The sequence below is a fragment of the Streptomyces sp. CB02261 genome, from assembly GCF_001905665.1.
Classification (GTDB): domain Bacteria; phylum Actinomycetota; class Actinomycetes; order Streptomycetales; family Streptomycetaceae; genus Streptomyces.
The window spans coordinates 26,782-52,283 of sequence record NZ_LIVX01000003.1; the positions used below are offsets into that span (position 1 = coordinate 26,782).

A 25,502-nucleotide genomic window follows, 5' to 3' on the forward strand; every position below is an offset into this window, starting at 1 on the left:
GGGCCGGTCCCCTTCCGGGACCGGCCCCACCCTTGTCGTATCCACGGCGCCGCGAGGTCAGACCGTCTCGGCGACCTTCGCGTCGTCGCCGTCCGTAGCCTTCGGGGCCGGGGCGGGCCCGGCGCCGCGGAGCGCCACCTCCTTGACGAGGAAGGCGAGGAGGAAGCCGAGGACGGAGACCGCGGCGGCGACCAGGAAGGCGCCGTGCGTGCCTGAGGCGACGGCGTGCTGGTAGGCCTCGCGGAGCGCCTCCGGCAGCTTGGCCAGGCTCGCCGCGTCGAGCTGGGCGGTCCGCTCGGTGAGCCCGGACCCGCCGCGGGCGGCCATCTCGTCCTGGACGCGGCTCGTGAAGAGCGCGCCCATGATCGCGACGCCGAAGGAGGAGCCGAGCGTCCGGAAGAGGGTGGTGGAGGACGAGGCGACGCCCATGTCCTTCATCTCGACGCTGTTCTGCGCGACGAGCATCGTGATCTGCATCAGGAAGCCCATGCCGGCGCCGAGGAGCGCCATCCAGACCCCGGAGACCAGCCGCGAGGTGCCGGTGTCCATCGTGGAGAGCAGGAAGAGGCCGGTCGTCATCAGCGCGCCGCCGACGATCGGGAAGATCTTGTACTTGCCGGTGCTCGTGGTGAACCGGCCGACGAGCAGTGAGACGACCATCATCGCGAGCAGCATCGGCAGGAGCAGCAGGCCGGAGTTGGTCGCGGAGGCGCCCTGGACGGACTGCTGGAAGATCGGCAGGTAGAGGACCGCGCCGAACATCACGAAGCCGGTGATGAAGCCGATCAGCGACATGACCGTGAAGTTGCGGCTGCGGAAGATGTGCAGCGGCATGATCGGGTCGCTCGCCCGCGTCTCGACGTACAGGAAGGCGGCGAGCGCCGCGGAGCCGCCGACCGCGAGGCCGACGATGGTGGCCGAGCCCCAGGCATACTCCGTACCGCCCCAGGTGGTGACCAGGACGATCGCGGTGATGCCGACGGTGAGCAGGGCCGCGCCGAGGAAGTCGATCCGGGTGCCCCGGGCCCGCTGCTTCCTGGGCAGGTGCAGGACGGTGGTGACCATGGCGAGGGCGACGGCGCCGAGCGGCAGGTTGATGTAGAAGGACCAGCGCCAGCCCCAGTGGTCGGTGATGGTGCCGCCGACGAGGGGGCCGCCGATCATGGCGAGGGCCATCACGCCGGCCATCATGCCCTGGTACTTGCCGCGCTCGCGGGGCGGGATCAGGTCGCCGATGATCGCCATCACACCGACCATGAGGCCGCCGGCGCCGAGGCCCTGGATGGTACGGAAGCCGATGAGCTGGCCCATGTCCTGGGCCATGCCGCTGAGCGCCGAGCCGATCAGGAAGATCACGATCGAGGTCAGGAAGACGCCCTTGCGGCCGAACATGTCGCCGACCTTGCCCCAGAGGGGGGTGGAGGCGGCGGTGGCCAGGGTGTAGGCGGTGACGACCCAGGAGAGGTGCTCCAGGCCGCCGAGTTCGCCGACGATCGTCGGCATCGCGGTGCCGATGATCATGTTGTCCAGCATCGCGAGGAGCATCGCGATCATCAGGGCGAGGAGGACGACGCGGACACTGCGTGGCCTGTGCTCCGAGTCCCCCTGCGCCGGCTTCGCTGTGGCTTGTGTCGTCATCTCGTTCCCTTACTTGCCGCCCGGCTAGTTACTACACTGGGGGACGGTAGGCCCGTAACTAGCCGGTCGTCAAGTAAGTTTTCTGGAAAGTGGAGAGCAGCCATGGCCCGAGGCAACACCCGCCAGCGCATCCAGGACGTGGCCCTGCACCTCTTCGCCGAGCAGGGGTACGAGAAGACCTCGCTGCGGGAGATCGCCGAGCACCTCGATGTCACCAAGGCCGCGCTCTACTACCACTTCAAGACCAAGGAAGACATCATCATCGGCATCTTCCAGGACCTCACCCGGCCCGTGGACGAGCTGATCGCCTGGGCGCGGGAGCAGCCCCGCACGCTGGAGGTCAGGGAGGAGATCCTGCGCCGCTACCAGGAATCCCTGATCAGCGCGTACCCGCTGTTCCGCTTCATGCAGGAGAACCAGGCGGCCGTCCGCGAGCTGAGCATCGGCCTGACCTTCAAGGAGCGGATGCTGGAACTGAGCGGTCTGATCCAGGAGCCCGACTTCGCCGTGCGCGACCGGGTGCGCTGCGTCAGTGCGATCTTCACGCTGCACGCCGGGATGTTCTTCATGGACAACGTCGAGGGCGACACCGAGGAGAAGCGCGAGGCCGTCCTCGAGGTCGCCCTCGATCTGCTGAACCAGGCCCACGGGGCCGGCTAGCGGGAGCTCGGAAGCTCACGCCGGGGTGGCGGAAGCTCAGATGGAGACGCCGTGGGACCGCAGGAAGGCGGCCGGGTTCACGGCGGAGCCGTAGTTCGGGGTCGTACGGATCTCGAAGTGGAGGTGGGGGCCGGAGGAGTTGCCGGTGTTGCCCGAGAGGGCGATCTGCTGACCGGCGGCGACCTTCTGGCCGACGTGCGCCTTGATCTTCGAGAGGTGGGCGTACTGCGAGTACGTGCCGTTGGCGTGCTTGACGACGATCGCGTTGCCGTACGCGGGGCCGTCGCCGCCGCCGTTGGGGCCGGCCTTGACGACGGTGCCCGCACCCGCGGCCTTGACCGGGGTGCCGACCGGGACGGCGAAGTCCTGGCCGGAGTGCTTGTGGGCCCACATGGCGCCGCCCTGGTTGTAGCTGGCGGTCAGGGTGTACGTGGCGACCGGCTTGACCCAGGACGCGGCCTTCTTCGCGGCGACGACCTTCGTGGCGGCCTTCTTGACGGCGACCTGCTTGGCGGCGGTGGCCTTCGCGGCGGCGGCCTTGACCTGAGCGGCTGCGTGGGCCTGGGTCTCGGCCTGGGCGGCGACGGCGGCGGATGCGGTGACCGCGACCGGGGCGGCGGCCTTGCCCTCGGCGGCGAAGGCGGACCCTGCTCCGGTCACCATCGTCGCCCCCAGGCCCGCGGCGGCGAGAGCGACAGCGGTGGCACGGGCGGCGGGGTTCATGACGCGCTTCGACATACGGGGGAAAACCTCCGGGAAGTACGGGACCCGGCGTGAACGGTGCGTTCCGTCGGGCTTGCTCATCCTTGGTAACCCGGACTCCCATCCAGCCCAAAACACCCCATCTACGACATGACGTCGTAGCGATCTCCGCGGAAGTTCAGCTCTTGACGACCTCCCGTGGCACCTTCGAAATCGGACATACCGGCACAAGGAAACCGGTTTATCTGCATGTCACCCGTGCCCGGAACCGCCGAAAACGCCGCCTCTCGTCCGGTTCGGGACCCTCTGGGACCAAAGTCCCGACGGTTTGGCCCTGAACGTCCAGAATCAACACCTATGGGCACCACTAATGCGGCTAGTACCCCTCAAAACGCCTGTGCGCCTTGTCACCAGACGCGGGGCGCGGATGGGATCTGGGTCACGCGACCGAGCCGCCTAGACGGCCGTCCCGCACTACGCTGACCGCTTCGGGAACCACGGGGGGACACACATGGAACCGGCACTCATCGGCACGCGCCTCGCCTCGGCGGCGATCGGCCCGCTCCTGAAGAAACTGCTGGTCAGCGACGCACCCGGAGCGGGTCTCACGGGCACGGCGCCCAAGGTCCGGCTCTCCGGCCTCGTCTCCTTCCGCGGCGAGAAGCGCACGCTGACGGAGAAGGACGTCCGCAGGCTCGCGACGACCCTCGTCGAACGCTCGGGCAGCGGCCCCGGCGAGACCCCCTTCCCCGCCGACGAGACGGGGGCCGTCACCGACACCCTCGCCGCCACGCTCCTCGCCCTCGGCGACCTCGACATGGACGACGTCCAGGCGGTGCGGATGGGCCACCAGGACCTCGCCCGCCGACTGCGCGCGGCCGCCCCGGCCCCCGACGGCCTCTCCACCGACTCCGTGCTCTACCTGGAGTCGATGACCGAGTGGGCCTGCCTCCACATCCTGGAGTTCTTCACCCAGCGCCCGACCTTCGTCGCCCGCGGCCTGGTGGAACAGACCCGCGGCCAGGCCGAGCTCATCGCGAAGATGGACGAGGTCATCCGCCGGACGCCACGGATCGACGGACGGGACGCGGAGTTCGAACGGCGGTACCTGGCACACCTGGCGAAGAAGCACGGCCGCCTGACGATCTACGGCATCGACCTGCACGAGACGCCCGACCGGTGGCCGCTGGACATGGCGTATCTGTCGCTGGAGGCGACGGGCCGGGAAGACGCCCTCCCGTTCGACGAGGAAGCGGCACACGTGGCCTGGCAGCGGGACCCCGCCCCCCTCCGCGCCGACCTCGCCCTCACCCGCCACGACAGGATCCTCCTGCGCGGACTGGCCGGTTCCGGGAAGACCACGCTCGTCCAGTGGCTGACGGTCTCGGCAGCGGCCGAAGGACAGCCGGAAGGCATGGCGTACCTCCGGGGCCGCATCCCCTTCGTCCTCCCCCTGCGCACCCTCACCCGCCACGGCGAGCGCCTGCCCTCACCGGACCTCTTCCTCGCCACGGCCGGCTGCCCGCTCACCCCGCCCGACGGCTGGGCCGACCGGGTCCTGGCCGCCGGCCGGGGCCTGGTCCTCGTGGACGGCATCGACGAGATCCCCGAGGGGGAGCGGGCCCGCGCCCGCGACTGGCTGCGCGGCCTCCTCGACACCTACGACGGCAACCGCTGGCTCGTCACCTCGCGCCCCACGGCCGTACGCGACGACTGGCTGGCCGGCGACGGTTTCACCGAGCTGACGCTCTCCCCCATGACCCGTACGGAGGTCACCACCTTCGTACACCGCTGGCACCGGGCTGCCGGGCCGGACGCCGCCCCCTTCGAGCAGCCGCTCCTCGACGCCCTCCGCACCACCGAGCACGTGGCCCAGCTCGCCACCAACCCCCTCATGTGCGGCCTCATCTGCGCCCTCCACCGCGACCGGCGCGGCTACCTCCCCCGCGGCCGCAAGGCGCTCTACGAGGCCGCGCTCTCCCTGCTGCTCGCCCGGCGCGACCGCGAGCGGGACATGGGCACCCCGTACGGGATCACCCTCGACGAGGCCCCGCAGATCCAGCTGATCCAGCGGCTCGCGTACTGGCTGACGCGCAACGGCCGGACGCAGATGGACCGCGACCACGCGAAGGCGATCGTCACCGAGGCCCTCCCGGCGGTCCAGGAGGCCGCGGCGCACCCCCCGGAGACGGTCTTCACCCACCTCCTCCACCGCAGCGGCCTCCTGCGCGAGCCTGCGGCGGACACGGTCGAGTTCGTCCACCGCACGTTCCAGGACTACCTGGCGGCGAAGGCCCTGGTGGACAGCTGGGACATCGGCGTCCTGGTCGAGCACGCCACGGACGACCAGTGGGAGGACGTCATCCGCATGGCGGTGGGCCACGCGCGGCCGCGGGAGTGCGCCGAGATCCTGCGCGAGCTGCTGACCGCGGCGGCCGGCAGCCAGGACCGGCGCGCCCGGCTGCGCCTCGTGACACTGGCGGCGACCGCCCTGGACCACGCGACGGAGGTGGCACCCGAGGTCCGGGACGAGGTCCTGGCCCGCGCGGCGGAGGTGATCCCGCCCCGCACCCCGCACGAGGCGCGGGAACTCGCGGCGGTGGGCCGACTGGTCCTCGACCTGCTGCCCGGACCGGAGGGGCTGGGCGACGCGGAGGCCCAGATGGCGGTGACGACGGCGACCCATGTCGCCTCCGACGCGGCGATCCCCTACCTGGCCCGATTCGCCGGCCACCCCGCCCTCCTGGTCCGTTCCCAACTCGTCTGGGGGTGGTCCCGCTTCGATCCGGACCAGTACGCCGAGGAGGTCATCGCGGGCCTCGCCCCGGACGGCCTCGCCTACACCGTCGCGACCGACGAGCAGGCCGCCGCTCTCGTGCGGCTCGGCCTGCGGCCCGGGTACCTGGACATCAGGGAGGGGATCGGCGAGCACGGCCTCGCGCTCCTCCGACCCCTGCTGCCCGGCGTGGAAAGGCTCCGAGTGATCGGCGTCGTCACGGGACGCCGGGTGCTCGGTGCGCTCTCGGCGCTCCGGCTGCCGCGGATGATCGCGCTCGAACTGGAAGTCGGCCTCGCCGATCCGCCCTTCCGGCTGATCGCCGACCTCTTCCCCCGCCTCCACCGCCTCGTTCTCCACGCGGGGCCCGGCGCCCGATGGGACGTGGCCCCGCTCGCACCCCTTCACGAGCTGGGGCGGCTGTACGTCCCCGCACGGGCCGAAGTCACCGGCACCGAGCACCTCCCACCCCAGGTCCGGGTGGCCACCTCCTGACCCCGCACGAGGTGACCACCTCCTGACCTCATACGAAGGGGCGGCCCCGGGACCATCAGGTCCCGGGGCCGCCCCTTCGGCGTCACACGCTCAGCGCGTGTGTCACGCGTCCTTCGACAGGTTCGGGCCCGTGCCGCCCGTCGCCTCGATCGGCGGGGCGTCCGGCAGAGCCGTCTTCTCCTCGCCGCGGAAGGTGAACGCGCGCTCCTCGCCCTCGCCCTCCGTGTCCACGACCACGATGTGACCGGGGCGCAGGTCGCCGAAGAGGATCTTCTCCGACAGCGTGTCCTCGATCTCGCGCTGGATCGTCCGGCGGAGCGGACGGGCGCCGAGCACCGGGTCGTAACCCTTCTTGGCGAGCAGCTCCTTCGCGGACTGGGAGAGCTCGAGGCCCATGTCCCGGTCCTTGAGGCGCTCGTCGACGCGGCCGATCATCAGGTCGACGATCTGGAGGATGTCGTCCTGCGTCAGCTGCGGGAAGACGATGACGTCGTCCACACGGTTGAGGAACTCCGGGCGGAAGTGCTGCTTCAGCTCGTCGCTGACCTTCGCCTTCATCCGCTCGTAGTTGGACTTCGTGTCGCCCTGGGCGGCGAAGCCCAGGTTGAAGCCCTTCGAGATGTCCCTGGTCCCGAGGTTGGTCGTCATGATGATGACCGTGTTCTTGAAGTCCACGACCCGGCCCTGGGAGTCGGTCAGGCGACCGTCCTCCAGGATCTGGAGAAGGGAATTGAAGATATCGGGGTGGGCCTTCTCGACCTCGTCGAAGAGAACGACGGAGAACGGCTTGCGGCGCACCTTCTCGGTGAGCTGGCCGCCCTCTTCGTAGCCGACGTATCCGGGCGGCGAACCGAAGAGACGGGAAACCGTGTGCTTCTCGCTGAACTCCGACATGTCGAGGGAGATCATCGCGTCCTCGTCGCCGAAGAGGAATTCGGCGAGCGCCTTGGAAAGCTCGGTCTTACCGACACCGGACGGACCGGCGAAGATGAACGAGCCACCGGGGCGCTTCGGGTCCTTCAGACCGGCCCGCGTACGGCGGATGGCCCGCGAGAGGCCGATGACGGCGTCCTTCTGCCCGATGACGCGCTTGTGGAGCTCGTCCTCCATGCGGAGCAGGCGGCTGGACTCCTCCTCGGTCAGCTTGAAGACCGGGATGCCGGTGGCGGTCGCGAGGACCTCGGCGATCAGATCGCCGTCGACCTCGGCCACGACGTCCATGTCGCCGGCCTTCCACTCCTTCTCGCGCTTGGCCTTCGCGGCGAGGAGCTGCTTCTCCTTGTCACGGAGCGAGGCGGCCTTCTCGAAGTCCTGCGAGTCGATCGCGGACTCCTTGTCGCGGCGGACGCCGGCGATCTTCTCGTCGAACTCGCGGAGGTCCGGCGGCGCGGTCATCCGGCGGATGCGCATCCGGGAGCCGGCCTCGTCGATCAGGTCGATCGCCTTGTCCGGGAGGAAGCGGTCCGAGATGTACCGGTCGGCCAGGGTCGCGGCCTGGACGAGGGCCTCGTCGGTGATGGAGACCCGGTGGTGGGCCTCGTACCGGTCACGGAGACCCTTGAGGATCTCGATCGTGTGCGGCAGCGACGGCTCGGCGACCTGGATGGGCTGGAATCGGCGCTCGAGGGCCGCGTCCTTCTCCAGGTACTTGCGGTACTCGTCGAGCGTCGTGGCGCCGATGGTCTGGAGCTCACCGCGGGCCAGCATCGGCTTGAGGATGCTGGCGGCGTCGATCGCGCCCTCGGCGGCGCCCGCACCCACGAGGGTGTGGAGCTCGTCGATGAACAGGATGATGTCGCCGCGGGTGCGGATCTCCTTGAGGACCTTCTTCAGGCGCTCCTCGAAGTCACCGCGGTAGCGGGATCCGGCGACCAGCGCGCCGAGGTCCAGGGTGTAGAGGTGCTTGTCCTTGAGGGTCTCGGGCACCTCGCCCTTGACGATGGCCTGCGCCAGGCCCTCGACGACGGCGGTCTTGCCGACGCCGGGCTCGCCGATCAGCACCGGGTTGTTCTTGGTGCGGCGGGACAGCACCTGCATGACCCGCTCGATCTCCTTCTCGCGCCCGATGACCGGGTCGAGCTTGGACTCGCGGGCCGCCTGGGTGAGGTTGCGGCCGAACTGGTCGAGGACCAGGGACGTCGAGGGGGTGCCCTCGGCAGGACCGCCGGCGGTGGCGGCTTCCTTGCCCTGGTAGCCGGAGAGCAGCTGGATGACCTGCTGCCGCACCCGGTTGAGGTCGGCGCCCAGCTTCACGAGGACCTGGGCGGCGACGCCCTCGCCCTCGCGGATCAGGCCGAGCAGGATGTGCTCGGTGCCGATGTAGTTGTGGCCGAGCTGGAGGGCCTCGCGGAGCGACAGCTCCAGGACCTTCTTGGCACGCGGGGTGAAGGGGATGTGCCCGGACGGGGCCTGCTGCCCCTGCCCGATGATCTCCTCAACCTGCTGGCGGACCGCCTCGAGCGAAATCCCGAGGCTCTCCAGGGCCTTAGCGGCGACACCCTCACCCTCGTGGATAAGGCCCAGAAGGATGTGCTCGGTGCCGATGTAGTTGTGGTTGAGCATCCGGGCTTCTTCCTGAGCCAGGACGACAACCCGCCGCGCGCGGTCGGTGAACCTCTCGAACATCGTTAATCGCTCCTCAGAGCGGTCAGTCAGTTAGGGGTCGATCCCCTCCCTGTCCTTCCGCAGCTTAGTCCCGCAAGCGGGGACCGCTCATTCCAACTGCCGACATCCGTCCGGATCACCCCCTCTTCAGCGGGGAGACCTGCTGCCGAACAGCCGACAAATGCTCCAACCCGATGGTGCGAGACGATGTTCCCGCAGGCCAAGTAGTTAGCCACGCCTTCACTACGCCGATGGCGAACGTGAGACGCCGAAGCCCGCGACTCGCCCCTCTCCACTAGGAATGTCTTACCCGTAAGCACTGACACTCCATGCGGCGCACCCCGGTTCCCTCCGCTACCAGCGAACACCCTTGCGCTGCCGAGCGCACTCTTACGCCCCATTCCGGACACCTTGCGCGTCCGGGAGGGGACGGTGCGTCACCGCCGGGCCGTAACCGACGCGCCTTCGCGGGAGTTCCCCGTGCATGCCCTTCTCCGTCCCGCCTCCCCGCACGCCGCTCGACGGTGGTCCGGCGGGGTGGTACGAGGACCAGCTCGGCTGGGCGACGGTGGCCGGCCCGCCGGTGCAGCTGGTCACGGGGCTGCGGTTCGACGTCCTGGATCTGCCCGCCGCGGCCGGCCGCGGCGTGCTGCGCCGGGTCGGTCCCGCCACGGGGCCGGTGGCCCTGCTCGGGCGCCGGATGCGGCTGCTCGTGGCCGCGGGGAGCGCGGAGGAGCTACCGGGCCTGCTCGACTGGCTGGAGTGGGGCGGGATCTCGCTCGATCTCGCGGCCCTGGGCGCCGACGGCCGGATGGCCGCGCCCCTTCCCCCGGGGCGGGGCGGCTCCGGCACGCCGGGCGGCGCCGTGTGGCTGCGGGCCCCGGCACCGGGTCGCGAGGTCGAGTCCTCGCTGCCGGCGCTGCGGTCCGCGCCGTGGGGCGGTGCGGCTGCCCCGTGTCTGGTGCGTCTCGTGGCCGCCGCCGCGGCGGAGTGCCATCGGGTCCGGCTGCTGAGTGCCCGGACCGGGGGTCCGGCGGCTCAGCAGCTGTCGCCTCAGCGGTTCGCGTCCTCGTAGGCCGCCTTGATGTCGGCGGGCACGCGGCCGCGGTCGTTCACGTTGTAGCCGTTGTCCTTGGCCCACGCGCGGATCTTCGCGGTGTCCTGGCTGCCCGTCGCCACGGCGCGGCCCTTGCCGCGTCCACCGGTGGTGCGGCCACCGGTGCGACGACCGCTCGTGGTGTACGGCTCGAGCAGGCCACGGAGCTTTTCCGCGTTGGCGGTGGTGAGGTCGATCTCGTAGGTCTTGCCGTCCAGCGCGAACGTCACGGTCTCGTCCGCCTCGACGCCGTCGAGGTCGTCGACAAGAAGGACCTGAACCTTCTGTGCCACCGGATTTCCTTTCATCGAAAATGCAGTACGCGGAAAGGAAACCGCTTTTCCCGGAAAAACACAAACCCCTGGCAGAGGTTCAGAAGCCCGGCAACGCGGGAAACGTGCGCGATTCGGACATAGGGTTCCGGCTGGGGGTTCCGGATCACAGGTGCAGAAGCATCCGACTGTTGCCCAAGGTGTTCGGCTTCACTCGTTCGAGACCGAGGAACTCGGCGACTCCCTCGTCATAGGAACGCAGGAGCTCACTGTAGACATCTCCGTCGACCGGGGTCTCGCCGATCTCGACGAAGCCGTGCTTCGCGAAGAAGTCGACTTCGAAGGTCAGGCAGAATACCCGCCGCACCCCGAGCCATCGGGCCGTGTGCAACAACTTGTCCAGCACCTGATGTCCGACGCCGGCCCCCTTGAACTCGGGATCGACGGCGAGAGTACGGACTTCCGCGAGGTCTTCCCACATCACATGGAGGGCGCCGCAGCCGACGACGGTGGCGTCCTCGTCGCGTTCCGCCACCCAGAACTCCTGGATGGACTCGTAAAGGGTGACGGTCGCCTTGTCGAGCAGGATGCCCCGCCGGACGAACGGGTCGACGAGACGGCGGACGGCGGCGACATCTCCGGTGCGGGCCCTGCGTACGGTGACGGCTTTGGCGGAGGCCGCGGAGGCGGCCGGGGAAGCAGACGGCGACATGGGGGGACGCTATCGCTCCCGGACCCCGGATTCGTCGGCGCCCTCCTCGGGCGGGGCGGCGAGGGGCGTATCGCGCTGGACGATACGGATGGCGTCGTTCAGGGCCTCGCGCTGGTCCTGCGACATCATGCCGAAGAAGGCGACGAGCGCCGCGGCGGGGTTGTCACTCCGGGCCCATGCCTCGTTCATCAGGGCCGCCGCGTATGCGGCGCGGGTGGAGACCGCCGTATATCGATAGGCACGGCCCTCGACTTCCCTGCGGACCCAGCCCTTCTGATGGAGATTGTCCATGACGGTCATGACGGTGGTGTAGGCGATGGACCGTTCCTGCTGAAGGTCCTCCAGAACTTCGCGGACGGTCACCGGACGGTTCCATTGCCAGACGCGCGTCATGACGGCGTCTTCGAGCTCTCCCAAAGGACGGGGCACACTGTCACTTTAGATCGCAAAACGCCAATGAGCGCTCATTGAGGGAAAGAAACGCAACAAAAAGGACGTACGACCACGAGGGTCGTACGTCCCGGGTGCCACGTCCGCCGCCCCGGAGGGCGGCAGGGGCTCAGCCGGCGGGGGTGCCGTCCGTCTGGCGGGTGGCCTCGGCGCGGGCGAGGGCGGCGTCCACGACCGCGTCCTCCTTGGCCTTGTTCGTGCCTCCCTGGCTCTTCACGATGACGACCACGAGGGCGATGAAGAACGCGGCCATCACGACGGGGGGCAGGAGCGCGGATACGTAGTCCATGGCGACCAGGGTAGCTAGCCCGCGACCCGTTCCTCGGGCGGGGGCGGGGGTACGGGCCTCCGGCGTGGCGGGAACACCTCGGAGGGCTTGGGGACCGGGCGCTCGGCCGGCGTGGGCGGCGTCGGCTTGGGCTCGTCGCCCGCCGAGCGCCCGCCGGACAGGACGAGCAGCCGGGCCCGGGGCGCGACGGCCGCCGAGGTGGAGGTGGCCTGGGAGACACGGGCCAGGCGGGCGCGCACGGAGCGCTCGGCGAGGATCTGGCAGCGGGCGAGCATCGCGGCCGCCGCGGGGTTGCGGCGCAGCGCGCGGAGGGCGGCGAGGTCGTCGGCCGCGGGGTCGCACCCGGCGGTGAGCGCCTCGTCCAGCAGCTCCAGGTAGCCGCTGAGGGACCCGGGCAGGGCCTCGCGGTAGCGGGCCAGGTCGTCGAGGAGGAACGCGCGGAGCCGGCCGGCCTCGCGTACGGCTTCGTCCACGGATTCGGCCAGGCGCAGCGCGTCCTGGACGTCCTCGTCCTGGAGGGGGGCTGGGTGGAGGGCGATGGCGAGGGCACGGCGGAGCACACGCAGCTCGTCCGCGCTGAACGCCATGCCGCCGCGGGATCCGTATGGCGTGGGCATGGGGCGACGATACGCGCTAATCGGACAATTTTCTCTTAGCGATCATTACGGCGCGCCGGTGAGGGCCCGCGACCGAGCCGCCGGGCGCCCCCTCGTCGACGGGGCACGAACCGCCCGGCCGGGCGTGAGCCCGGCCGCTCGACGAGACGCCCCCCGGGGCCTCACATGCGGGAGACGTTCCGCTCGTAGACCATGCGGAGGCCGATCAGCGTCAGCCAGGGCTCGTGCTCGTCGATCTCCTTGGAGTCGGCGAGGACCATCGGCGCCAGACCGCCGGTGGCGATCACCGTCACGTCCGACGGGTCGCCGTTCGCGCCGACGAGCTCCCGCTTCATCCGGGCGACCACACCGTCGACCTGGCCCGCGTAGCCGTAGACGATGCCCGACTGCATCGCCTCGACCGTGTTCTTCCCGATCACGCTGCGCGGCCGGGCCAGCTCGATCTTGCGGAGCATGGCCCCCTTCACCCCGAGCGCCTCGACCGAGATCTCGATGCCCGGCGCGATGGCCCCGCCCGCGTACTCGCCGCGCGCGGTGATCGCGTCGTACGTCGTCGCCGTGCCGAAGTCGACGACGATCGCGGGACCGCCGTAGAGCTCGACGGCGGCGACCGCGTTGATCACGCGGTCCGCGCCGACCTCCTTGGGGTTGTCCGTGAGGACCGGCACGCCCGTCTTGACGCCGGGCTCCACCAGGACCGCGGGTACGTCCCCGTAGTACCGCCGCGTCACCTCGCGCAGCTCGTGCAGCACCGAGGGGACCGTCGCGCAGATGGCGATCCCCTCGATGCCGTCGCTCAGCTCGACGCCGAGCAGGGGGTGCATGCCCATGAGGCCCTGGAGCAGGACCGCCATCTCGTCGGCGGTGCGGCTCGGATCGGTGGAGATCCGCCAGTGCTCGACGATCTCGTCACCGTCGAAGAGACCGAGGACCGTGTGCGTGTTGCCGACGTCGATGGTGAGCAGCATCAGGCCCGCACCTCGCGCAGGTCGAGGCCGATGTCGAGGATCGGGGAGGAGTGGGTCAGCCCGCCGACCGCCAGGTAGTCCACACCGGTCGCCGCGTACGCCGCCGCGTTCTCCAGGGTCAGCCGGCCCGAGGACTCCAGGGCCGCGCGGCCCGCGACGAGGGCGACGGCCTCCTCGGTCTCGGCCGGAGTGAAGTTGTCGAGCAGGATCAGGTCGGCGCCCGCGTCCAGGACCTCGCGGACCTGGTGCATGGTGTCGACCTCGACCTCGATCGGCAGCTCGGGGAACAGCTCGCGCACGGCCTTGAAGGCCTCGGCCACGCCGCCGGCCGCCACCACGTGGTTGTCCTTCACGAGGGCCGCGTCGGAGAGCGACATGCGGTGGTTGACGCCGCCGCCGCAGCGGACCGCGTACTTCTCCAGGGCGCGCAGGCCCGGCGTCGTCTTGCGGGTGTCGCGGACCTTCGCCTTCGTGCCCTCCAGGGCGTCCGCCCACGCGCGCGTGGCGGTGGCGATGCCGGAGAGGCGGCACAGGATGTTGAGCGCGCTGCGCTCGCCGGTGAGCAGGTCGCGGGTGCGGGCGGTGACGCTCAGGAGGACGTCTCCGGCCTCGACCCGCTCGCCGTCCTCGACGTGCCGCTCCACCTCGAACTCGTCCGCGCAGACGATGGACAGCACGGCCTCGGCGACCCGCAGCCCTGCGACGACACCGGCCTCGCGGGCGGCGAAGTCCGCGGTGGCGACGGCGTCCTCGGGGACGGTCGCCACGGTCGTGACGTCGACCCCGCCGTCGAGGTCCTCGGCGATCGCGAGGTGGGCGATGTCCTCGACCTGGACGGGGTCGAGACCGGCGTCCGCGAGCAGCTCGGCGAGCGCCGGGTCGAGCCCGCACTCGAACTCCTCGCCGCCGCAGCCGCAGCCGTCGCCGCAGCCACCGGTCTCCTCGGCCGCCGGGGAGGCGCTGATCTGGATCAGAGGGACGTCCACGGGCTCGGGACGGGCTTCCTCGGGCGTGGTCACTTCGGCTCCCTGGGGGCATCGGAGGTGGGGGGGAAGTCATGCGTGCCGGTCGTCCGGACGTCGAGGGTCCGCTCCGGCGTGAGGCGTACGACGAGATGGCGGCGCCAGTCCGTGTCGTCGCGGTCCGGGTGGTCCTCGCGCCAGTGGCAGCCGCGGGTCTCCTCGCGGCGGCGGGCGGCGGCGACCAGGACCCGGGCCACGCACAGCAGGTTGGTGGTCTCCCAGGAGTCGACCCCCGGCTCGCCCGCCTTGCTGTCGTCGGTGCCGCCCGCGAGGGCGTCGCCGTGCAGGGCGTCGAGGGCCTCTGCGGCCTCGCGCAGGCTCGCCTCGGAGCGCAGCACGCCCGCACCGGCCGTCATGACCCGCTGGATACGGGTCCGGGCGCCCGCCACGGGCAGCGGCAGGGTCACCGGGACCGGGTGGGGCACCGGGGCGCCCGGCACGCGCGGGGCGGCGGCCGTGATGTCCTCGGCGATCCGCTCGGCGAAGACCAGGCCCTCCAGGAGGGAGTTCGAGGCGAGCCGGTTGGCGCCGTGGACACCCGTACAGGCGACCTCGCCGCACGCGTACAGGCCGGGGACGGTGGTGCGGCCGCGGAGGTCCGTGCGGACGCCGCCGGAGGCGTAGTGGGCGGCGGGGGCGACCGGGATCGGCTCCGTCACCGGGTCGATGCCGTGGGAACGGCAGGCCGCGAGGATCGTCGGGAAGCGCTGCTCCCACATCTCGGCGCCGAAGTGGCGGGCGTCGAGGTACATGTGCTCGGTGCCCCGCTCCTGCATCCGGCGCATGATCCCCTTGGCGACGATGTCCCGGGGCGCCAGCTCGGCCAGCTCGTGCTGCCCGGTCATGAAGCGGACGCCGTCGGCGTCGACCAGATGGGCGCCCTCCCCCCGCACCGCCTCGGAGACCAGCGGCTGCTGGCCCTCGGAGCCGGCGCCGAGGAAAAGCACCGTGGGGTGGAACTGGACGAACTCCAGGTCGGAGACCTCGGCCCCGGCCCGCAGGGCGAGCGCGACGCCGTCGCCGGTGGAGACGGCCGGGTTCGTGGTGGCGGAGAAGACCTGCCCCATGCCGCCGGTGGCGAGGACCACCGCGGGCGCGTGGACGGCGCCGACGCCGTCGTGCTGCCCCTCGCCCATGACATGCAGGGTCACACCGGCCGTACGGCCCTCGGAGTCCGTCAGGAGGTCCAGGACGAGGGCGTGCTCGATGGTGCGCACGCCCCGGTCCCGTATCGCCTCGACCAGGGCGCGGGAGATCTCGGCGCCGGTGGCGTCCCCGCCCGCGTGCGCGATCCGGCGGCGGTGGTGGCCGCCCTCGCGGGTCAGCGCGATCTCGCCGTCGGCGGTCTTGTCGAAGTCGGCGCCGGTCGCGATGAGGCGGCGGACGGCGTCGGGGCCCTCGGTGACGAGGGCGTGGACGGCCCGCTCGTCGCAGAGCCCGGCACCGGCGACGAGCGTGTCGTCGAGGTGCTGCTCGGGGGTGTCGCCCTCACCGAGCGCGGCGGCGATGCCGCCCTGGGCCCAGCGGGTGGAGCCGTCGTCGAGGCGTGCCTTGGTGACGACGACCGTACGGAGCCCGGCGGCGGTGCAGCGCAGGGCGGCGGTCAGGCCCGCGACGCCGGAGCCGACCACGACGACGTCGGCGTCGATGGCCCAGCCCGGCGCGGGCGCGTGCAGCCGTATTCCGGTCACTTGGTGGCTCCGAAGGTCAGGGGGATGTTGTCGATGAGCCGCGTGCTCCCCACGCGCGCGGCGACGGCGAGGATCGCCTCCCCGTCGTGATCGTCGGCGACCTCGGTGAAGTCGGCCGGGTCGACGAGGGCCAGGTAGTCGAGGATGAGCGGCGGTTCCGCCCTGGTCGCGTCGTCGAGGACGGAGCGGGCGGCCGCCCGTACGGCCCCGGCGCAGCCGCCCTCGACGGCCTGCGCGACCGCGTGGGCGTCGGCGGCGGCCCGTGCCTCGCCGAGCCGGGACAGCGCCTCGGCGCGGTTCTCGGACCGGCCCTGGGCGCCCGGCAGGGACGCGGCACGCGCGCGCAGCGCCTCCTGGGCGGCGAGCCGGTCACCGGCGGCGAACAACGCGCGGGAGAGCGCGAGGGCGGTACGGCGCTCGTCGGCCGACAGGTACCGGTTGCGGCTGGAGAGGGCGAGGCCGTCGGTCTCGCGGACGGTGTCCACGCCGACGATCTCGACCGGGAAGTTCAGGTCGCGGACCATCCGGCGGATCAGGGCCAGCTGCTGGGCGTCCTTCTGGCCGAAGAAGGCCAGGTCGGGGCCGGTGAGGTGGAGGAGCTTGGCGACGACGGTCAGCATGCCGTCGAAGTGTCCGGGCCGCGAGGCGCCTTCGAGGCGCTCGCCCATGGGCCCTGCGGTGATCCGGACCTGGGGCTCCCCGCCCGGGTAGACCTCGTCGACGGAGGGCGCGAAGACGGCGCTCGCGCCCGCCTCCGCGGCCAGCAGCAGGTCGGCGTCGAGGGTGCGCGGGTAGCGGTCGAGGTCCTCGCCCGCGCCGAACTGGAGCGGGTTGACGAAGACGGTCACGACGACGAAGCCCTGCGCGCCGACACGCGCGCGTGCGGTCCGGATCAGGGTGGCGTGGCCCTCGTGGAGGGCGCCCATCGTCATGACCACGGCGACGCCGCCGGCCGGTCGGGCGGCGACGGCCTCCGCGAGGTCCCCGACCGTGGGGAGGAGCGGGGCCGGGTGCCGGACGGGCTGCCCGCTCCCGGCGCTCGTGCGGGCGGACAGGCTCATCGGTCGTCTCCTTGCGGCCCGTCGGCGGGCCCGGTGGTGCCCACCGCGCTGTCGGCGAGCACCCCCAGCAGGTCCTCGGCCAGCTCGGGCTTGAGCAGGCCGTGCGCGAGCGCCCGGTCGGCGGTCGTGCGGGCCATCGCCAGATAGCCGGCGACGGTGCCGGGCGCGTGCTTGCGGAGCTCCGCGACGTGGGCGGCGACCGTGCCGGCGTCACCGCGCGCGACGGGGCCGGTGAGGGCCGAGTCGCCGGACCGCAGGGCGTTGTCCAGGGCGGCGCCCAGGAGCGGCCCCAGCATCCGGTCGGGCGCGCCGACCCCGGCCTTGTGGAGCAGCTCCATCGACTGGGCCACGAGGGTGACTAGGTGGTTCGCGCCGAGGGCCAGGGCCGCGTGGTACAGCGGGCGGGCCTCCTCGGCGATCCACTCGGGCTCGCCGCCCATCTCGATCACCAGCGCCTCCGCGGCGAGCCGCAGCTGCTCGGGCGCGGTCACCCCGAAGGAGCAGCCGGCGAGTCGCTGGACGTCGACGGCGGTGCCGGTGAAGGTCATCGCGGGGTGCAGGGCGAGCGGCAGGGCGCCGGCCCGGCGGGCGGGGTCGAGGACCTGTACGCCGTACCGTCCGGAGGTGTGCACGAGCAGCTGTCCCGGCCGTACGGCCCCGGTGTCGGCGAGGCCCTCGACGAGACCGGGCAGGGCGTCGTCCGGCACGGTCAGCAGGACCAGGTCCGCGAGGGCGAGGACCCGCGCGGGCTCGACGACGGGGACGTCGGGCAGGAGGGCCGCGGCGCGCCGGCGGGACACGTCCGAGACGGCGGAGACGGCGACGGGGCGGTGCCCGGCGAGCTGGAGCGAGGCGGCGAGGGCGGGGCCGACACGGCCGGCGCCGACGACTCCGACGGTGAGCCGGGCGGGTCGGTCCTCGGCTCGGGGCTCTGGCGCTGCTGGTGCGTTCACGGTGGGGACGGCCTTCCGTTCCAGTCCTCGGCGGGTACCGGACGATTTCTGGTCATGCTACGCCAGCGTTTCGCCCGCCCGGTGGCTGTCCACAGGGGGTGTGGGCGGGGGGTGCGTGCGCGAGCCGGGCTTCGAGTGCGGAGGACGGGTGGGGGCTGGGGTGGTGGTGCGGGCGCTGGGGTGGTGGTGCGGGCGCTGGGGTGGTGGGGGCGGGAGCCCGGATGGTGCGGTGGGTGCGGGAGCTGGGATGGTGCGGTGGGCGCGGGAGCCGGGGTGGTGGGTGCGGGCGGTGGTGTGATGATCGGCCCATGGATCCTGTGGACGAGGAAGCGGCCCGGCGTCACCGGGCGAAGGTCTGGGGCGGCGCCGAACGGAAGCTGTGGCACGCCCCGGTGGACGGAACGGTCGGCACGCGCCTGCGTGCGCTCGCCGAATGGGCGGAGGCGTCCGGGCTCGCGGAGGGGCCGCCCGACGCGTACGGGGACGGCCTGGTCGAGGAGCTGGAGCTGCGCGTGGCCGCGACGCTCGGTCTGCCCGCCGCCGTCTTCTTCCCCACCGGCACGATGGCCCAGCAGGTGGCGCTGCGCTGCTGGGCGGGACGCACGGGCAGCCCCGTCGTCGCCCTCCACCCGCTCGCCCACCCCGAGGTCCACGAGGGCGGGGCGCTCGCGGCCGTCTCGGGGCTCCGCACGGTCCACCCCACCGACGCGCCCCGGCTGCCGACGGCCGAGGAGGTACGGGACCACCCGGAGCCCTTCGGGACGCTGATGCTGGAGTTGCCGCTGCGGGACGCCGGCTTCGTGCTGCCGACCTGGGACGAGCTGACCGGGACGGTGGAGGCGGCCAGGGAACGGGACGCGGTGGTCCACTTCGACGGGGCCCGGCTCTGGGAGTGCCCCGCGTTCCTGGGCCGGCCGCTCGCGGAGATCGCGGGGCTCGCCGACAGCGTCTACGTCTCGTTCTACAAGTCCCTCGGCGGGCTGTCCGGTGCCGCGCTCGCCGGCCCCGAGGACGTCATGGCGGAGGCACGGGTGTGGCGGCACCGGTACGGCGGCCAGGTCTTCCAGGAGTACCCGGCGGCGCTCTCCGCGCTCCGGGGCCTGGAGGTCGAGCTGCCCCGGCTGCCCTCGTACGTGGCCCACGCGCGCGTGGTGGCCGACGCGGTGCGGGAGGCCCTCACGGAGTCGGGGACGGGCTGGTTCCGGGTGCACCCCGAGACCCCGCACACCCATCAGTTCCAGGTCTGGCTGCCGTACGACCCCGAGACCCTGACGCGGGCGTCCGTCGCCCAGACCGAGTCCACCGGCACGGTCCTCTTCCGCCGCTGGTCCGCTCCGGGGGCGGGCGGCCCGCCGGGGGTCTCGGTGACGGAACTGACGGTGGCGGAACCGGGCCTGGAGTGGACGGCGGAGGACGTGAAGGCCGCGGTACGGGACTTCCTGTCGCGGCTCGCGTAGAAGCGCTCGCCTGAGGGGCGCCCGCGGGCGAGGGGCGCGCGGGCCGGGCGGGTCGTGCGGCTCGCGTGGAGCGGCAGCCGGGCGCACCGGGAGGCGCCCGGCTCACGAGGAGGCGCGCCGGCGCCACCACCGGCGCACGGCGGCGCGCGTCCCGCCCCGGGCGAGGCGGCCCGCCACCACGCGCTCGAACCGCCGGCGGTCGCGGACGGCCCGCAGCAGGGAGACGTCACAGGTGCCCGGCGCCGGTGGCATCGGTTCGCCGAGCCGCTCGGCGCGGTAGGTGTCGAAGAGGTACTGGTGCAGCGCGTTCATGCCCTCACGGTGCGCGGCACCGGCACGGCCGGTCCCGCCGATTGACGGCCCCCGTCAAACGGGGCGACCCGCCCCCGCCCCACCCCGCACCATGGACGCGTGAGCGTGACCATCGACATCACCGGACTGCCGCCCGAGCGGATCACCTTCTGCCCCTCGCCCCTGGCGGAGCTGGGCGCCGCCCTGCACGCCCTGGCCGAGCCCGCACACCACGCCCGGCTCCACGCCTGGACCACCACGACGGCGGCGGCGCTGAAGCCTGAGCTCGCGGACCGGCTGCACGAGGCCGACTTCATGTGGAACACCACCCGCTCGGACATCCTGCTGCCGGCGCGGCCCCGCGAGACCCTCGCCGAGGAGCTGGACGACCTCGACCTCATGGACGACGAGAAGTTCGTGGGCGCCGCGCTGGAGATCTCCTGCAACAGCAAGTACCCGCACGGCGCCCCCTCCCCGCTCGTCGACGAGCCGATGCGCCGCCGCGCCCTCGACCTGGCCGCCGCGCGCGGGCCTCGGCAGAGCGCCTTCGTGGAGCGGATGCTGGCCGATCCGCCCGGTACGCGCGCGTGGATCCGCCGGCTCCTCGAGGACTGCGACGAGGCGTTCTTCTCCGACACCTGGCGCCGGGTGCGGATCCAGCTGGCCGCCGACGCCCGGCACAAGACGGAGCTGATGCGCCGCAAGGGCCTGGCCGAGGCCGTCACCGCCGCCTCGCCCGCGATGGCCCTGGAGGAGGACGGACGGGGCTCCCGGATCGTCGTCGACAAGCTGGTCCAGGGGCGGACGGCCGAGGCCTCGGCGGTGACGTTCCTGCCGACGGCGTTCGGCTGGCCGCACCTCTTCGCCCTCTACACCCCGGGCTGGCAGCCCGTCATCCAGTACCCCGTCGCCGACCGCGACCTCGGCGGCGCGGCCTCCGTCGAGGCGGTCACGCTGCGCCTGGAGGCCGTCGCCCACCCCATGCGGATGCGGCTCTGCCGCAGTCTCGCCCGGGGGTCCAGCACGACGAGCGAGCTGGCCGACGCGTACAACATCACCGCCCCGGAGGTCTCCCGCCACCTCGCCGTCCTGAAGAAGGCGGGGCTGATCATCACCCAGCGGCGCGGCCGGTACGTCCTCCACCAGCTCGACGTGTCGGTCGTCGCACGCCTCGGCAGCGACTTCCTGGAGAGCGTGCTGCGCTGAGCGCCCCCGGCCGGGTCCGTAAAGTCCCGCCCGGCACGGCTCAGCCGGCCCCGCCGCCCGCCCTGACCAGGCCCGTCTCGTAGGCGAGGACGACGACCTGGACCCGGTCGCGGAGGCCCAGCTTGGTCAGGATGCGCCCCACGTGGGTCTTCACCGTCGCCTCCGACAGGACGAGCCGGGCGGCGATCTCGCCGTTCGACAGGCCCTGCGCGACCAGCATCATCACCTCGCGCTCCCGGTCCGTGAGCCGCCCCAGCTCCTTGTGCTCGGGCTCCTTGCCCGACGACGGCAGCATCGGGGAGAAACGGTCGAGCAGGCGCCGGGTGGTCGAGGGCGCCACCACCGCGTCGCCGCTGTGCACCGAGCGGATCGCGCTCAGCAGCTCCCCCGGCGGCACGTCCTTCAGCATGAAGCCGCTCGCGCCCGCCTTCAGCCCGGAGAAGGCGTACTCGTCGAGGTCGAAGGTGGTCAGGATCAGGACCTTCGGGGCGTCCGGCTGCGAGCAGATCCGCCGGGTCGTCTCCACCCCGTCGAGCTTGGGCATGCGCACGTCCATCAGGATGACGTCGACCGCCGTCGACCTCAGCACCTCCAGGGCCTCGACGCCGTCGCCCGCCTCCGCCACGACCTCCATGTCCGGCTGGGCGGCGAGCACCATACGGAAGCCAGTGCGCAGCAGCACCTGGTCGTCGACAAGCATCACGCGGATGGACATCAGTTTCCTTCGAGTCGTCAGTGGGCGGGCTTGAGGGGGAGCAGGGCGCTGATCCGGAAGCCTCCGCCGGGACGCGGACCCGCGTCCAGCGTGCCGCCGACCATGCCGACCCGCTCCCGCATGCCGATGAGTCCGTGGCCCCGGCCGTCGGCTCCGCCGTCCTCGTACATCTCCTGCGGCGCCCCCCGGCCGTCGTCCTCGACGAGCAGCCCGAGGCCGTCGTCGAAGTACACCAGCCGGACGCTGGCACCGACGTCGGGACCGCCGTGCTTGCGCGTGTTGGTGAGGGCCTCCTGCACGATCCGGTACGCGGTGAGCTCGACGCCGCTGGGCAGCGGGCGGGGGCTCCCCTCGATCGCGAAGTCGACGGTGAGCCCGGCGCCCCGCACCTGCTCGACGAGGTCCTCGATCTGCTGCACGTCGGGCTGCGGCACGTACTCCCCGGCCTCCTGGTGCTCCCCGGTGCGCAGGATGCCGAGGAGTCTGCGCATCTCGGCGAGCGCCTGCCGACCGGTGGTGGAGATGGTCTCCAGGGCCTGCTTGGCGGTCTCGGGGGAGGAGTCCATGACATAGGCGGCGCCGTCGGCCTGCACCACCATCACCGACACGTTGTGCGCGACGACGTCGTGCAGCTCGCGGGCGATCCGGGCCCGCTCGGCGGCGACCGCGACCTTGGCCTGGGCCTCGCGCTCCTTCTCCAGGCGGGAGGCCCGCTCCTCCAGCTGCGCGAAGTAGGCGCGGCGGGTGCGGAGCGAGTCGCCGAGGACCCAGGCCAGCACGAACGGCACGGTCATGATGACGACGAAGAAGACCTTGGCGGGCCCCGAGGAGGGGTCCGTGATCGGCCATCTCAGCGCGGCGAGCGGAGACGCGCAGAGGCCGCCCACGAGGGCGAGGCGGGAGCCCCAGCGGGGTCCGTCGTGCGCGGCGACCGTGAAGATGATGACGAGCATGGCGAAGTCGGCCAGGAACGGCTCGAGCCCCAGACCGAGCTGGAAGAGCCCGAGGGCGACCGCGAGCACCAGCATCTTCTCCGGTGCGCGCCGCCGCAGCGCCACGACCAGGGACAGCAGCGCGGCGACGACTCCGTACGCGGCGGGGTTGCCGACCGCCGGGTAGGTGTTCCCCACCCACAGCAGGGAGAACCCGAAGAGGACGACCGCCCAGAAGGTGTCGACGCCCGTCGGGTGTCTGCGGATGAAGTCGTAGAGGCGCTGCACGTCACCCAGAGTAGGGAAGAGCAACAGGTGCGGGGATCAACCGTGGGGTCGATCCTTGACGCGGGACCCGTACTCCCCGGGGTGGAGACTGGGGCCCGTGACGGATGAGACGTGTCAGTGGCAGGGGTGGCGGCAGGCCACGGAACGGGCGCTGTACGGCCCCGGGGGCTTCTACCTGCGCCCCGAGGGCCCGGCGGGGCACTTCCGCACCTCGGTGCACGCCTCCCCGCTCTTCGCGGCGGCCGTGGCCCGGCTGCTCGGCGAGGTCGCCGACGAACTGGGAACGGCCGAGGTGGACCTCGTGGACGTGGGCGCGGGGCGCGGGGAACTCCTCACGGGCGTCCTCGCCGCGACGGAGGGCCGGGGCCTCACGGTCCGGGCGTACGCCGTCGAGCGCGCCGCCCGCCCGGCGGGGCTCGATCCCCGGATCGTGTGGACCGACCGGCCGCCCCGGGGCGCGCGGGGGCTCCTGTTCGCGAACGAGTGGCTCGACAACGTGCCGGTGGACGTGGCCGAGGCGGACGCGGAGGGCACGGCCCGGTACGTGGAGGTCCGCGGGGACGGCGCGGAGCGGTTGGGCGCCCCGGTCTCCGGCCCGGACGCGGAGTGGCTGGCCCGCTGGTGGCCGCTGCGGGAGCCGGGCGCGCGGGCCGAGATCGGCCGGCCGCGGGACGAGGCCTGGGCGGCGGCGGTCGCCTCCATGGCGGCGGGCCGGGCGGTGGCCGTGGACTACGCGCACGTACGGGCCTCCCGGCCGCCCTTCGGCTCCCTGACGGGCTTCCGCGCGGGCCGCGAGGTCCCGCCGGTCCCGGACGGCGGCTGCGACCTGACGGCCCACGTGGCGCTGGACGCGTGCGAGGCGGCCGTCCGGCCGGGAAGCGAAGGGGGGCAGGACCCGGCGATGAGCGGCGGCCGACCCGGATCCGGCCGGGGGCCGGACCCTGCCGGGGACGGCAGTCGGCCCGGAGTCGCCGGGGGGCAGGACCCGGCGGTGAGCGGCGGCCGGCCCGGGGCCGGTGGGGAGCCGGACCCGGCTGGGAGCGGCGGTCGGCCCCCCGCCTACAGGGAGCCGGGCCCGGCCGGGAGTGGCGCGACGGAGCTGGTCTCGCAGCGCGAGGCTCTGGGCCGGCTCGGGGTGTCGGGCGAGCGGCCGCCGCTCGCGCTCGCCTCGACGGATCCCGCCGCGTACGTCCGCCGTCTCGCCACCGCCGGGGAGGCCGCCGAGCTGACCGCCCGGGGCGGCCTCGGTGACTTCCTCTGGCTGACCCGGCGGATCCCGGGCTGAGCCTCTGGGGGCCCGCGCGGTTCCCGCCGACGGCCGGTCCGGGGCGGTGGCTGCCCCGGTCCGCCCCGTCGGTCCTCCCCGCTCCGTGGGCGGGACCTCCGGGGTGCGGGCCGCGGGGGATACTGGCCGCATGACGGAGACGACGGTCGGTATCGGCGGCGCGGCGGAGAGCACCGACATGGTGCTGAACATCGGGCCGCAGCATCCCTCGACCCACGGTGTGCTCCGGCTCCGGCTCGTGCTCGACGGCGAGGTCGTCCGGCAGGCCGAGCCGGTCATCGGCTATATGCACCGGGGTGCCGAGAAGCTCTTCGAGGCGCGGGACTACCGGCAGATCATCATGCTGGCCAACCGTCACGACTGGCTCTCCGCCTTCTCCAACGAGCTCGGCGTGGTCATGGCCGTCGAGCGGATGCTGGGCATGGAGGTCCCGGAGCGCGCGGTGTGGACCCGTACGCTCCTCGCCGAGCTGAACCGGGTCCTCAACCACCTCATGTTCCTCGGCTCGTACCCCCTCGAACTGGGCGGTATCACCCCGGTCTTCCACGCGTTCCGGGAGCGCGAGGAGCTCCAGGCGGTGATGGAGGAGGTCTCCGGCGGCCGGATGCACTACATGTTCAACCGGGTCGGCGGCCTCAAGGAGGACCTGCCCGCGGGATGGCTGGGCCGGGCGCGGCAGGCCGTCGCGGACGTGCGGTCGCGGATGGACGTGTACGACCGGCTGGTCCTCGGCAACGAGATCTTCCGGGGCCGTACGCGCGGGGTCGGCGTCCTGTCCCCGGCGGCGGTCCACGCGTACGGGGTGTCGGGGCCCATCGCCCGCGCCTCGGGCGTCGACTTCGACCTGCGCCGTGACGAGCCGTACCTGGCCTACGGGGAGCTCCAGGACACGCTGCGGGTCGCGGTGCGCGAGGAGGGCGACTGCCTCGCCCGGTTCGAGTGCCTGCTCGACCAGACGCACAACTCCCTGGACCTGGCGGACGCCTGTCTGGACCGGATGGCGGAGCTGCCGCCGGGGCCGATCAACCAGCGGCTGCCGAAGGTGCTCAAGGCGCCCGAGGGCCACACGTACGCGTGGACCGAGAACCCGCTCGGCGTCAACGGCTACTACCTGGTGTCCAAGGGCGAGAAGACCCCGTACCGGCTGAAGCTGCGCTCGGCCTCGTTCAACAACATCCAGGCCCTCGTGGAGCTGCTGCCGGGGACGCTCGTCGCCGACATGGTGGCGATCCTGGGTTCGCTGTTCTTCGTCGTCGGCGACATCGACAAGTAGGACCGGGCCGGGCGGGGCGGCGGGCCTCCGCGTCGCCTCACCGGCCGGG

The 25,502-nt window shown here is 72.5% G+C and carries 23 protein-coding genes; 7 read left to right on the forward strand and 16 right to left on the reverse strand.

What is annotated here, in order from left to right; translation table 11 throughout:
* Positions 1 to 57: 57 nt before the first annotated feature.
* The gene (locus AMK29_RS10260; protein WP_073810873.1) at positions 58 to 1,638 is read right to left on the reverse strand and encodes an MDR family MFS transporter; all 1,581 of its coding nucleotides are present in this window, start codon (positions 1,636 to 1,638) and stop codon (positions 58 to 60) included.
* Between the two features lie 102 nt (positions 1,639 to 1,740).
* Between AMK29_RS10260 and AMK29_RS10265 the strand changes: the two genes are divergently transcribed.
* A complete protein-coding gene (locus AMK29_RS10265; protein WP_073810876.1) occupies positions 1,741 to 2,298 on the forward strand; it encodes a TetR/AcrR family transcriptional regulator in 558 nt (185 codons plus the stop codon).
* Positions 2,299 to 2,334: 36 nt separating this feature from the next.
* Here the strand turns inward: AMK29_RS10265 and AMK29_RS10270 are convergent, their stop codons facing one another.
* Complete coding sequence (locus tag AMK29_RS10270) at positions 2,335 to 3,036, reverse strand: M23 family metallopeptidase (RefSeq protein WP_073810879.1); 702 nt, start codon at positions 3,034 to 3,036, stop codon at positions 2,335 to 2,337.
* A 475-nt stretch (positions 3,037 to 3,511) separates the two neighbouring features.
* Here AMK29_RS10270 and AMK29_RS10275 point away from each other — a divergent pair, with 475 nt between their 5' ends.
* Positions 3,512 to 6,271 (forward strand): NACHT domain-containing protein, encoded by a 2,760-nt coding sequence (locus tag AMK29_RS10275; protein WP_073810882.1) that lies wholly within the window; start codon positions 3,512 to 3,514, stop codon positions 6,269 to 6,271.
* A 102-nt stretch (positions 6,272 to 6,373) separates the two neighbouring features.
* Here the strand turns inward: AMK29_RS10275 and AMK29_RS10280 are convergent, their stop codons facing one another.
* Positions 6,374 to 8,896, reverse strand: coding sequence for an ATP-dependent Clp protease ATP-binding subunit (locus tag AMK29_RS10280; RefSeq protein ID WP_073810884.1), 2,523 nt, complete (start codon positions 8,894 to 8,896; stop codon positions 6,374 to 6,376).
* 463 nt (positions 8,897 to 9,359) lie between these two features.
* Between AMK29_RS10280 and AMK29_RS10290 the strand changes: the two genes are divergently transcribed.
* The gene (locus tag AMK29_RS10290) at positions 9,360 to 9,950 is read left to right on the forward strand and encodes an SCO3374 family protein (protein WP_073810886.1); all 591 of its coding nucleotides are present in this window, start codon (positions 9,360 to 9,362) and stop codon (positions 9,948 to 9,950) included.
* On the opposite strand, the gene AMK29_RS10295 is transcribed toward AMK29_RS10290, so the two are convergent.
* The 10 genes from AMK29_RS10295 to AMK29_RS10340 all read right to left on the reverse strand — a co-directional run bounded on the left by AMK29_RS10295 (position 9,929) and on the right by AMK29_RS10340 (position 18,006).
* Positions 9,929 to 10,264, reverse strand: a complete 336-nt coding sequence (locus tag AMK29_RS10295) for a histone-like nucleoid-structuring protein Lsr2 (protein WP_073810889.1) — start codon at positions 10,262 to 10,264, stop codon at positions 9,929 to 9,931. The two genes, AMK29_RS10290 and AMK29_RS10295, sit on opposite strands and share 22 nt — an antisense overlap.
* A 145-nt stretch (positions 10,265 to 10,409) precedes the next feature.
* Positions 10,410 to 10,955: an amino-acid N-acetyltransferase gene (locus tag AMK29_RS10300; protein WP_073810891.1), complete on the reverse strand. Its 546-nt coding sequence runs from the start codon at positions 10,953 to 10,955 to the stop codon at positions 10,410 to 10,412.
* Between the two features lie 9 nt (positions 10,956 to 10,964).
* The gene (locus AMK29_RS10305) at positions 10,965 to 11,384 is read right to left on the reverse strand and encodes a BlaI/MecI/CopY family transcriptional regulator (protein ID WP_073810893.1); all 420 of its coding nucleotides are present in this window, start codon (positions 11,382 to 11,384) and stop codon (positions 10,965 to 10,967) included.
* Positions 11,385 to 11,514: 130 nt separating this feature from the next.
* Entirely contained in the window at positions 11,515 to 11,694 is a 180-nt protein-coding gene (locus AMK29_RS10310; protein WP_073810895.1) for a hypothetical protein, read from the reverse strand.
* A 14-nt stretch (positions 11,695 to 11,708) separates the two neighbouring features.
* On the reverse strand, positions 11,709 to 12,281 hold the full coding sequence (locus AMK29_RS10315; protein WP_198942231.1) for a hypothetical protein: 573 nt from the start codon (positions 12,279 to 12,281) through the stop codon (positions 11,709 to 11,711).
* A 191-nt stretch (positions 12,282 to 12,472) separates the two neighbouring features.
* Complete coding sequence (locus AMK29_RS10320; protein WP_073810899.1) at positions 12,473 to 13,279, reverse strand: type III pantothenate kinase; 807 nt, start codon at positions 13,277 to 13,279, stop codon at positions 12,473 to 12,475.
* The gene (gene nadC / locus AMK29_RS10325) at positions 13,279 to 14,298 is read right to left on the reverse strand and encodes a carboxylating nicotinate-nucleotide diphosphorylase (RefSeq protein ID WP_073810901.1); all 1,020 of its coding nucleotides are present in this window, start codon (positions 14,296 to 14,298) and stop codon (positions 13,279 to 13,281) included. The genes AMK29_RS10320 and nadC overlap by 1 nt, the downstream gene beginning before the upstream one ends.
* Entirely contained in the window at positions 14,295 to 15,992 is a 1,698-nt protein-coding gene (locus tag AMK29_RS10330; protein WP_073810903.1) for an L-aspartate oxidase, read from the reverse strand. Before AMK29_RS10330 ends, nadC begins: the two co-directional genes overlap by 4 nt.
* Positions 15,989 to 17,053: a pantoate--beta-alanine ligase gene (gene panC, locus AMK29_RS10335; protein WP_073810905.1), complete on the reverse strand. Its 1,065-nt coding sequence runs from the start codon at positions 17,051 to 17,053 to the stop codon at positions 15,989 to 15,991. Before panC ends, AMK29_RS10330 begins: the two co-directional genes overlap by 4 nt.
* Positions 17,050 to 18,006: a Rossmann-like and DUF2520 domain-containing protein gene (locus AMK29_RS10340; RefSeq protein WP_073810907.1), complete on the reverse strand. Its 957-nt coding sequence runs from the start codon at positions 18,004 to 18,006 to the stop codon at positions 17,050 to 17,052. The genes panC and AMK29_RS10340 overlap by 4 nt, the downstream gene beginning before the upstream one ends.
* 308 nt (positions 18,007 to 18,314) lie before the next feature.
* On the opposite strand from AMK29_RS10340, the gene AMK29_RS10345 reads away from it, so the two are divergent.
* Positions 18,315 to 19,463 (forward strand): threonine aldolase family protein, encoded by a 1,149-nt coding sequence (locus AMK29_RS10345; protein WP_073810910.1) that lies wholly within the window; start codon positions 18,315 to 18,317, stop codon positions 19,461 to 19,463.
* Positions 19,464 to 19,565: 102 nt separating this feature from the next.
* Here AMK29_RS10345 and AMK29_RS10350 read toward each other — a convergent pair whose 3' ends face one another.
* Positions 19,566 to 19,775, reverse strand: a complete 210-nt coding sequence (locus AMK29_RS10350; RefSeq protein ID WP_073810913.1) for a hypothetical protein — start codon at positions 19,773 to 19,775, stop codon at positions 19,566 to 19,568.
* Positions 19,776 to 19,874: 99 nt separating this feature from the next.
* On the opposite strand from AMK29_RS10350, the gene AMK29_RS10355 reads away from it, so the two are divergent.
* On the forward strand, positions 19,875 to 20,960 hold the full coding sequence (locus tag AMK29_RS10355) for a DUF5937 family protein (RefSeq protein WP_073810916.1): 1,086 nt from the start codon (positions 19,875 to 19,877) through the stop codon (positions 20,958 to 20,960).
* 40 nt (positions 20,961 to 21,000) lie between these two features.
* Here the strand turns inward: AMK29_RS10355 and AMK29_RS10360 are convergent, their stop codons facing one another.
* Together AMK29_RS10360 and AMK29_RS10365 are read right to left on the reverse strand one after the other, a co-directional pair.
* Positions 21,001 to 21,675, reverse strand: a complete 675-nt coding sequence (locus AMK29_RS10360) for a response regulator (RefSeq protein WP_073810919.1) — start codon at positions 21,673 to 21,675, stop codon at positions 21,001 to 21,003.
* Between the two features lie 17 nt (positions 21,676 to 21,692).
* On the reverse strand, positions 21,693 to 22,895 hold the full coding sequence (locus AMK29_RS10365; RefSeq protein WP_073812113.1) for a sensor histidine kinase: 1,203 nt from the start codon (positions 22,893 to 22,895) through the stop codon (positions 21,693 to 21,695).
* 97 nt (positions 22,896 to 22,992) lie between these two features.
* On the opposite strand from AMK29_RS10365, the gene AMK29_RS10370 reads away from it, so the two are divergent.
* Both AMK29_RS10370 and AMK29_RS10375 read left to right on the forward strand, forming a co-directional pair.
* On the forward strand, positions 22,993 to 24,180 hold the full coding sequence (locus AMK29_RS10370; protein ID WP_073810922.1) for an SAM-dependent methyltransferase: 1,188 nt from the start codon (positions 22,993 to 22,995) through the stop codon (positions 24,178 to 24,180).
* 130 nt (positions 24,181 to 24,310) lie between these two features.
* Positions 24,311 to 25,453 carry an NADH-quinone oxidoreductase subunit D gene (locus AMK29_RS10375; RefSeq protein ID WP_073810924.1) on the forward strand — a complete coding sequence of 381 codons (1,143 nt, stop codon included), beginning with the start codon at positions 24,311 to 24,313 and terminating at the stop codon, positions 25,451 to 25,453.
* Positions 25,454 to 25,502 lie beyond the last annotated feature (49 nt).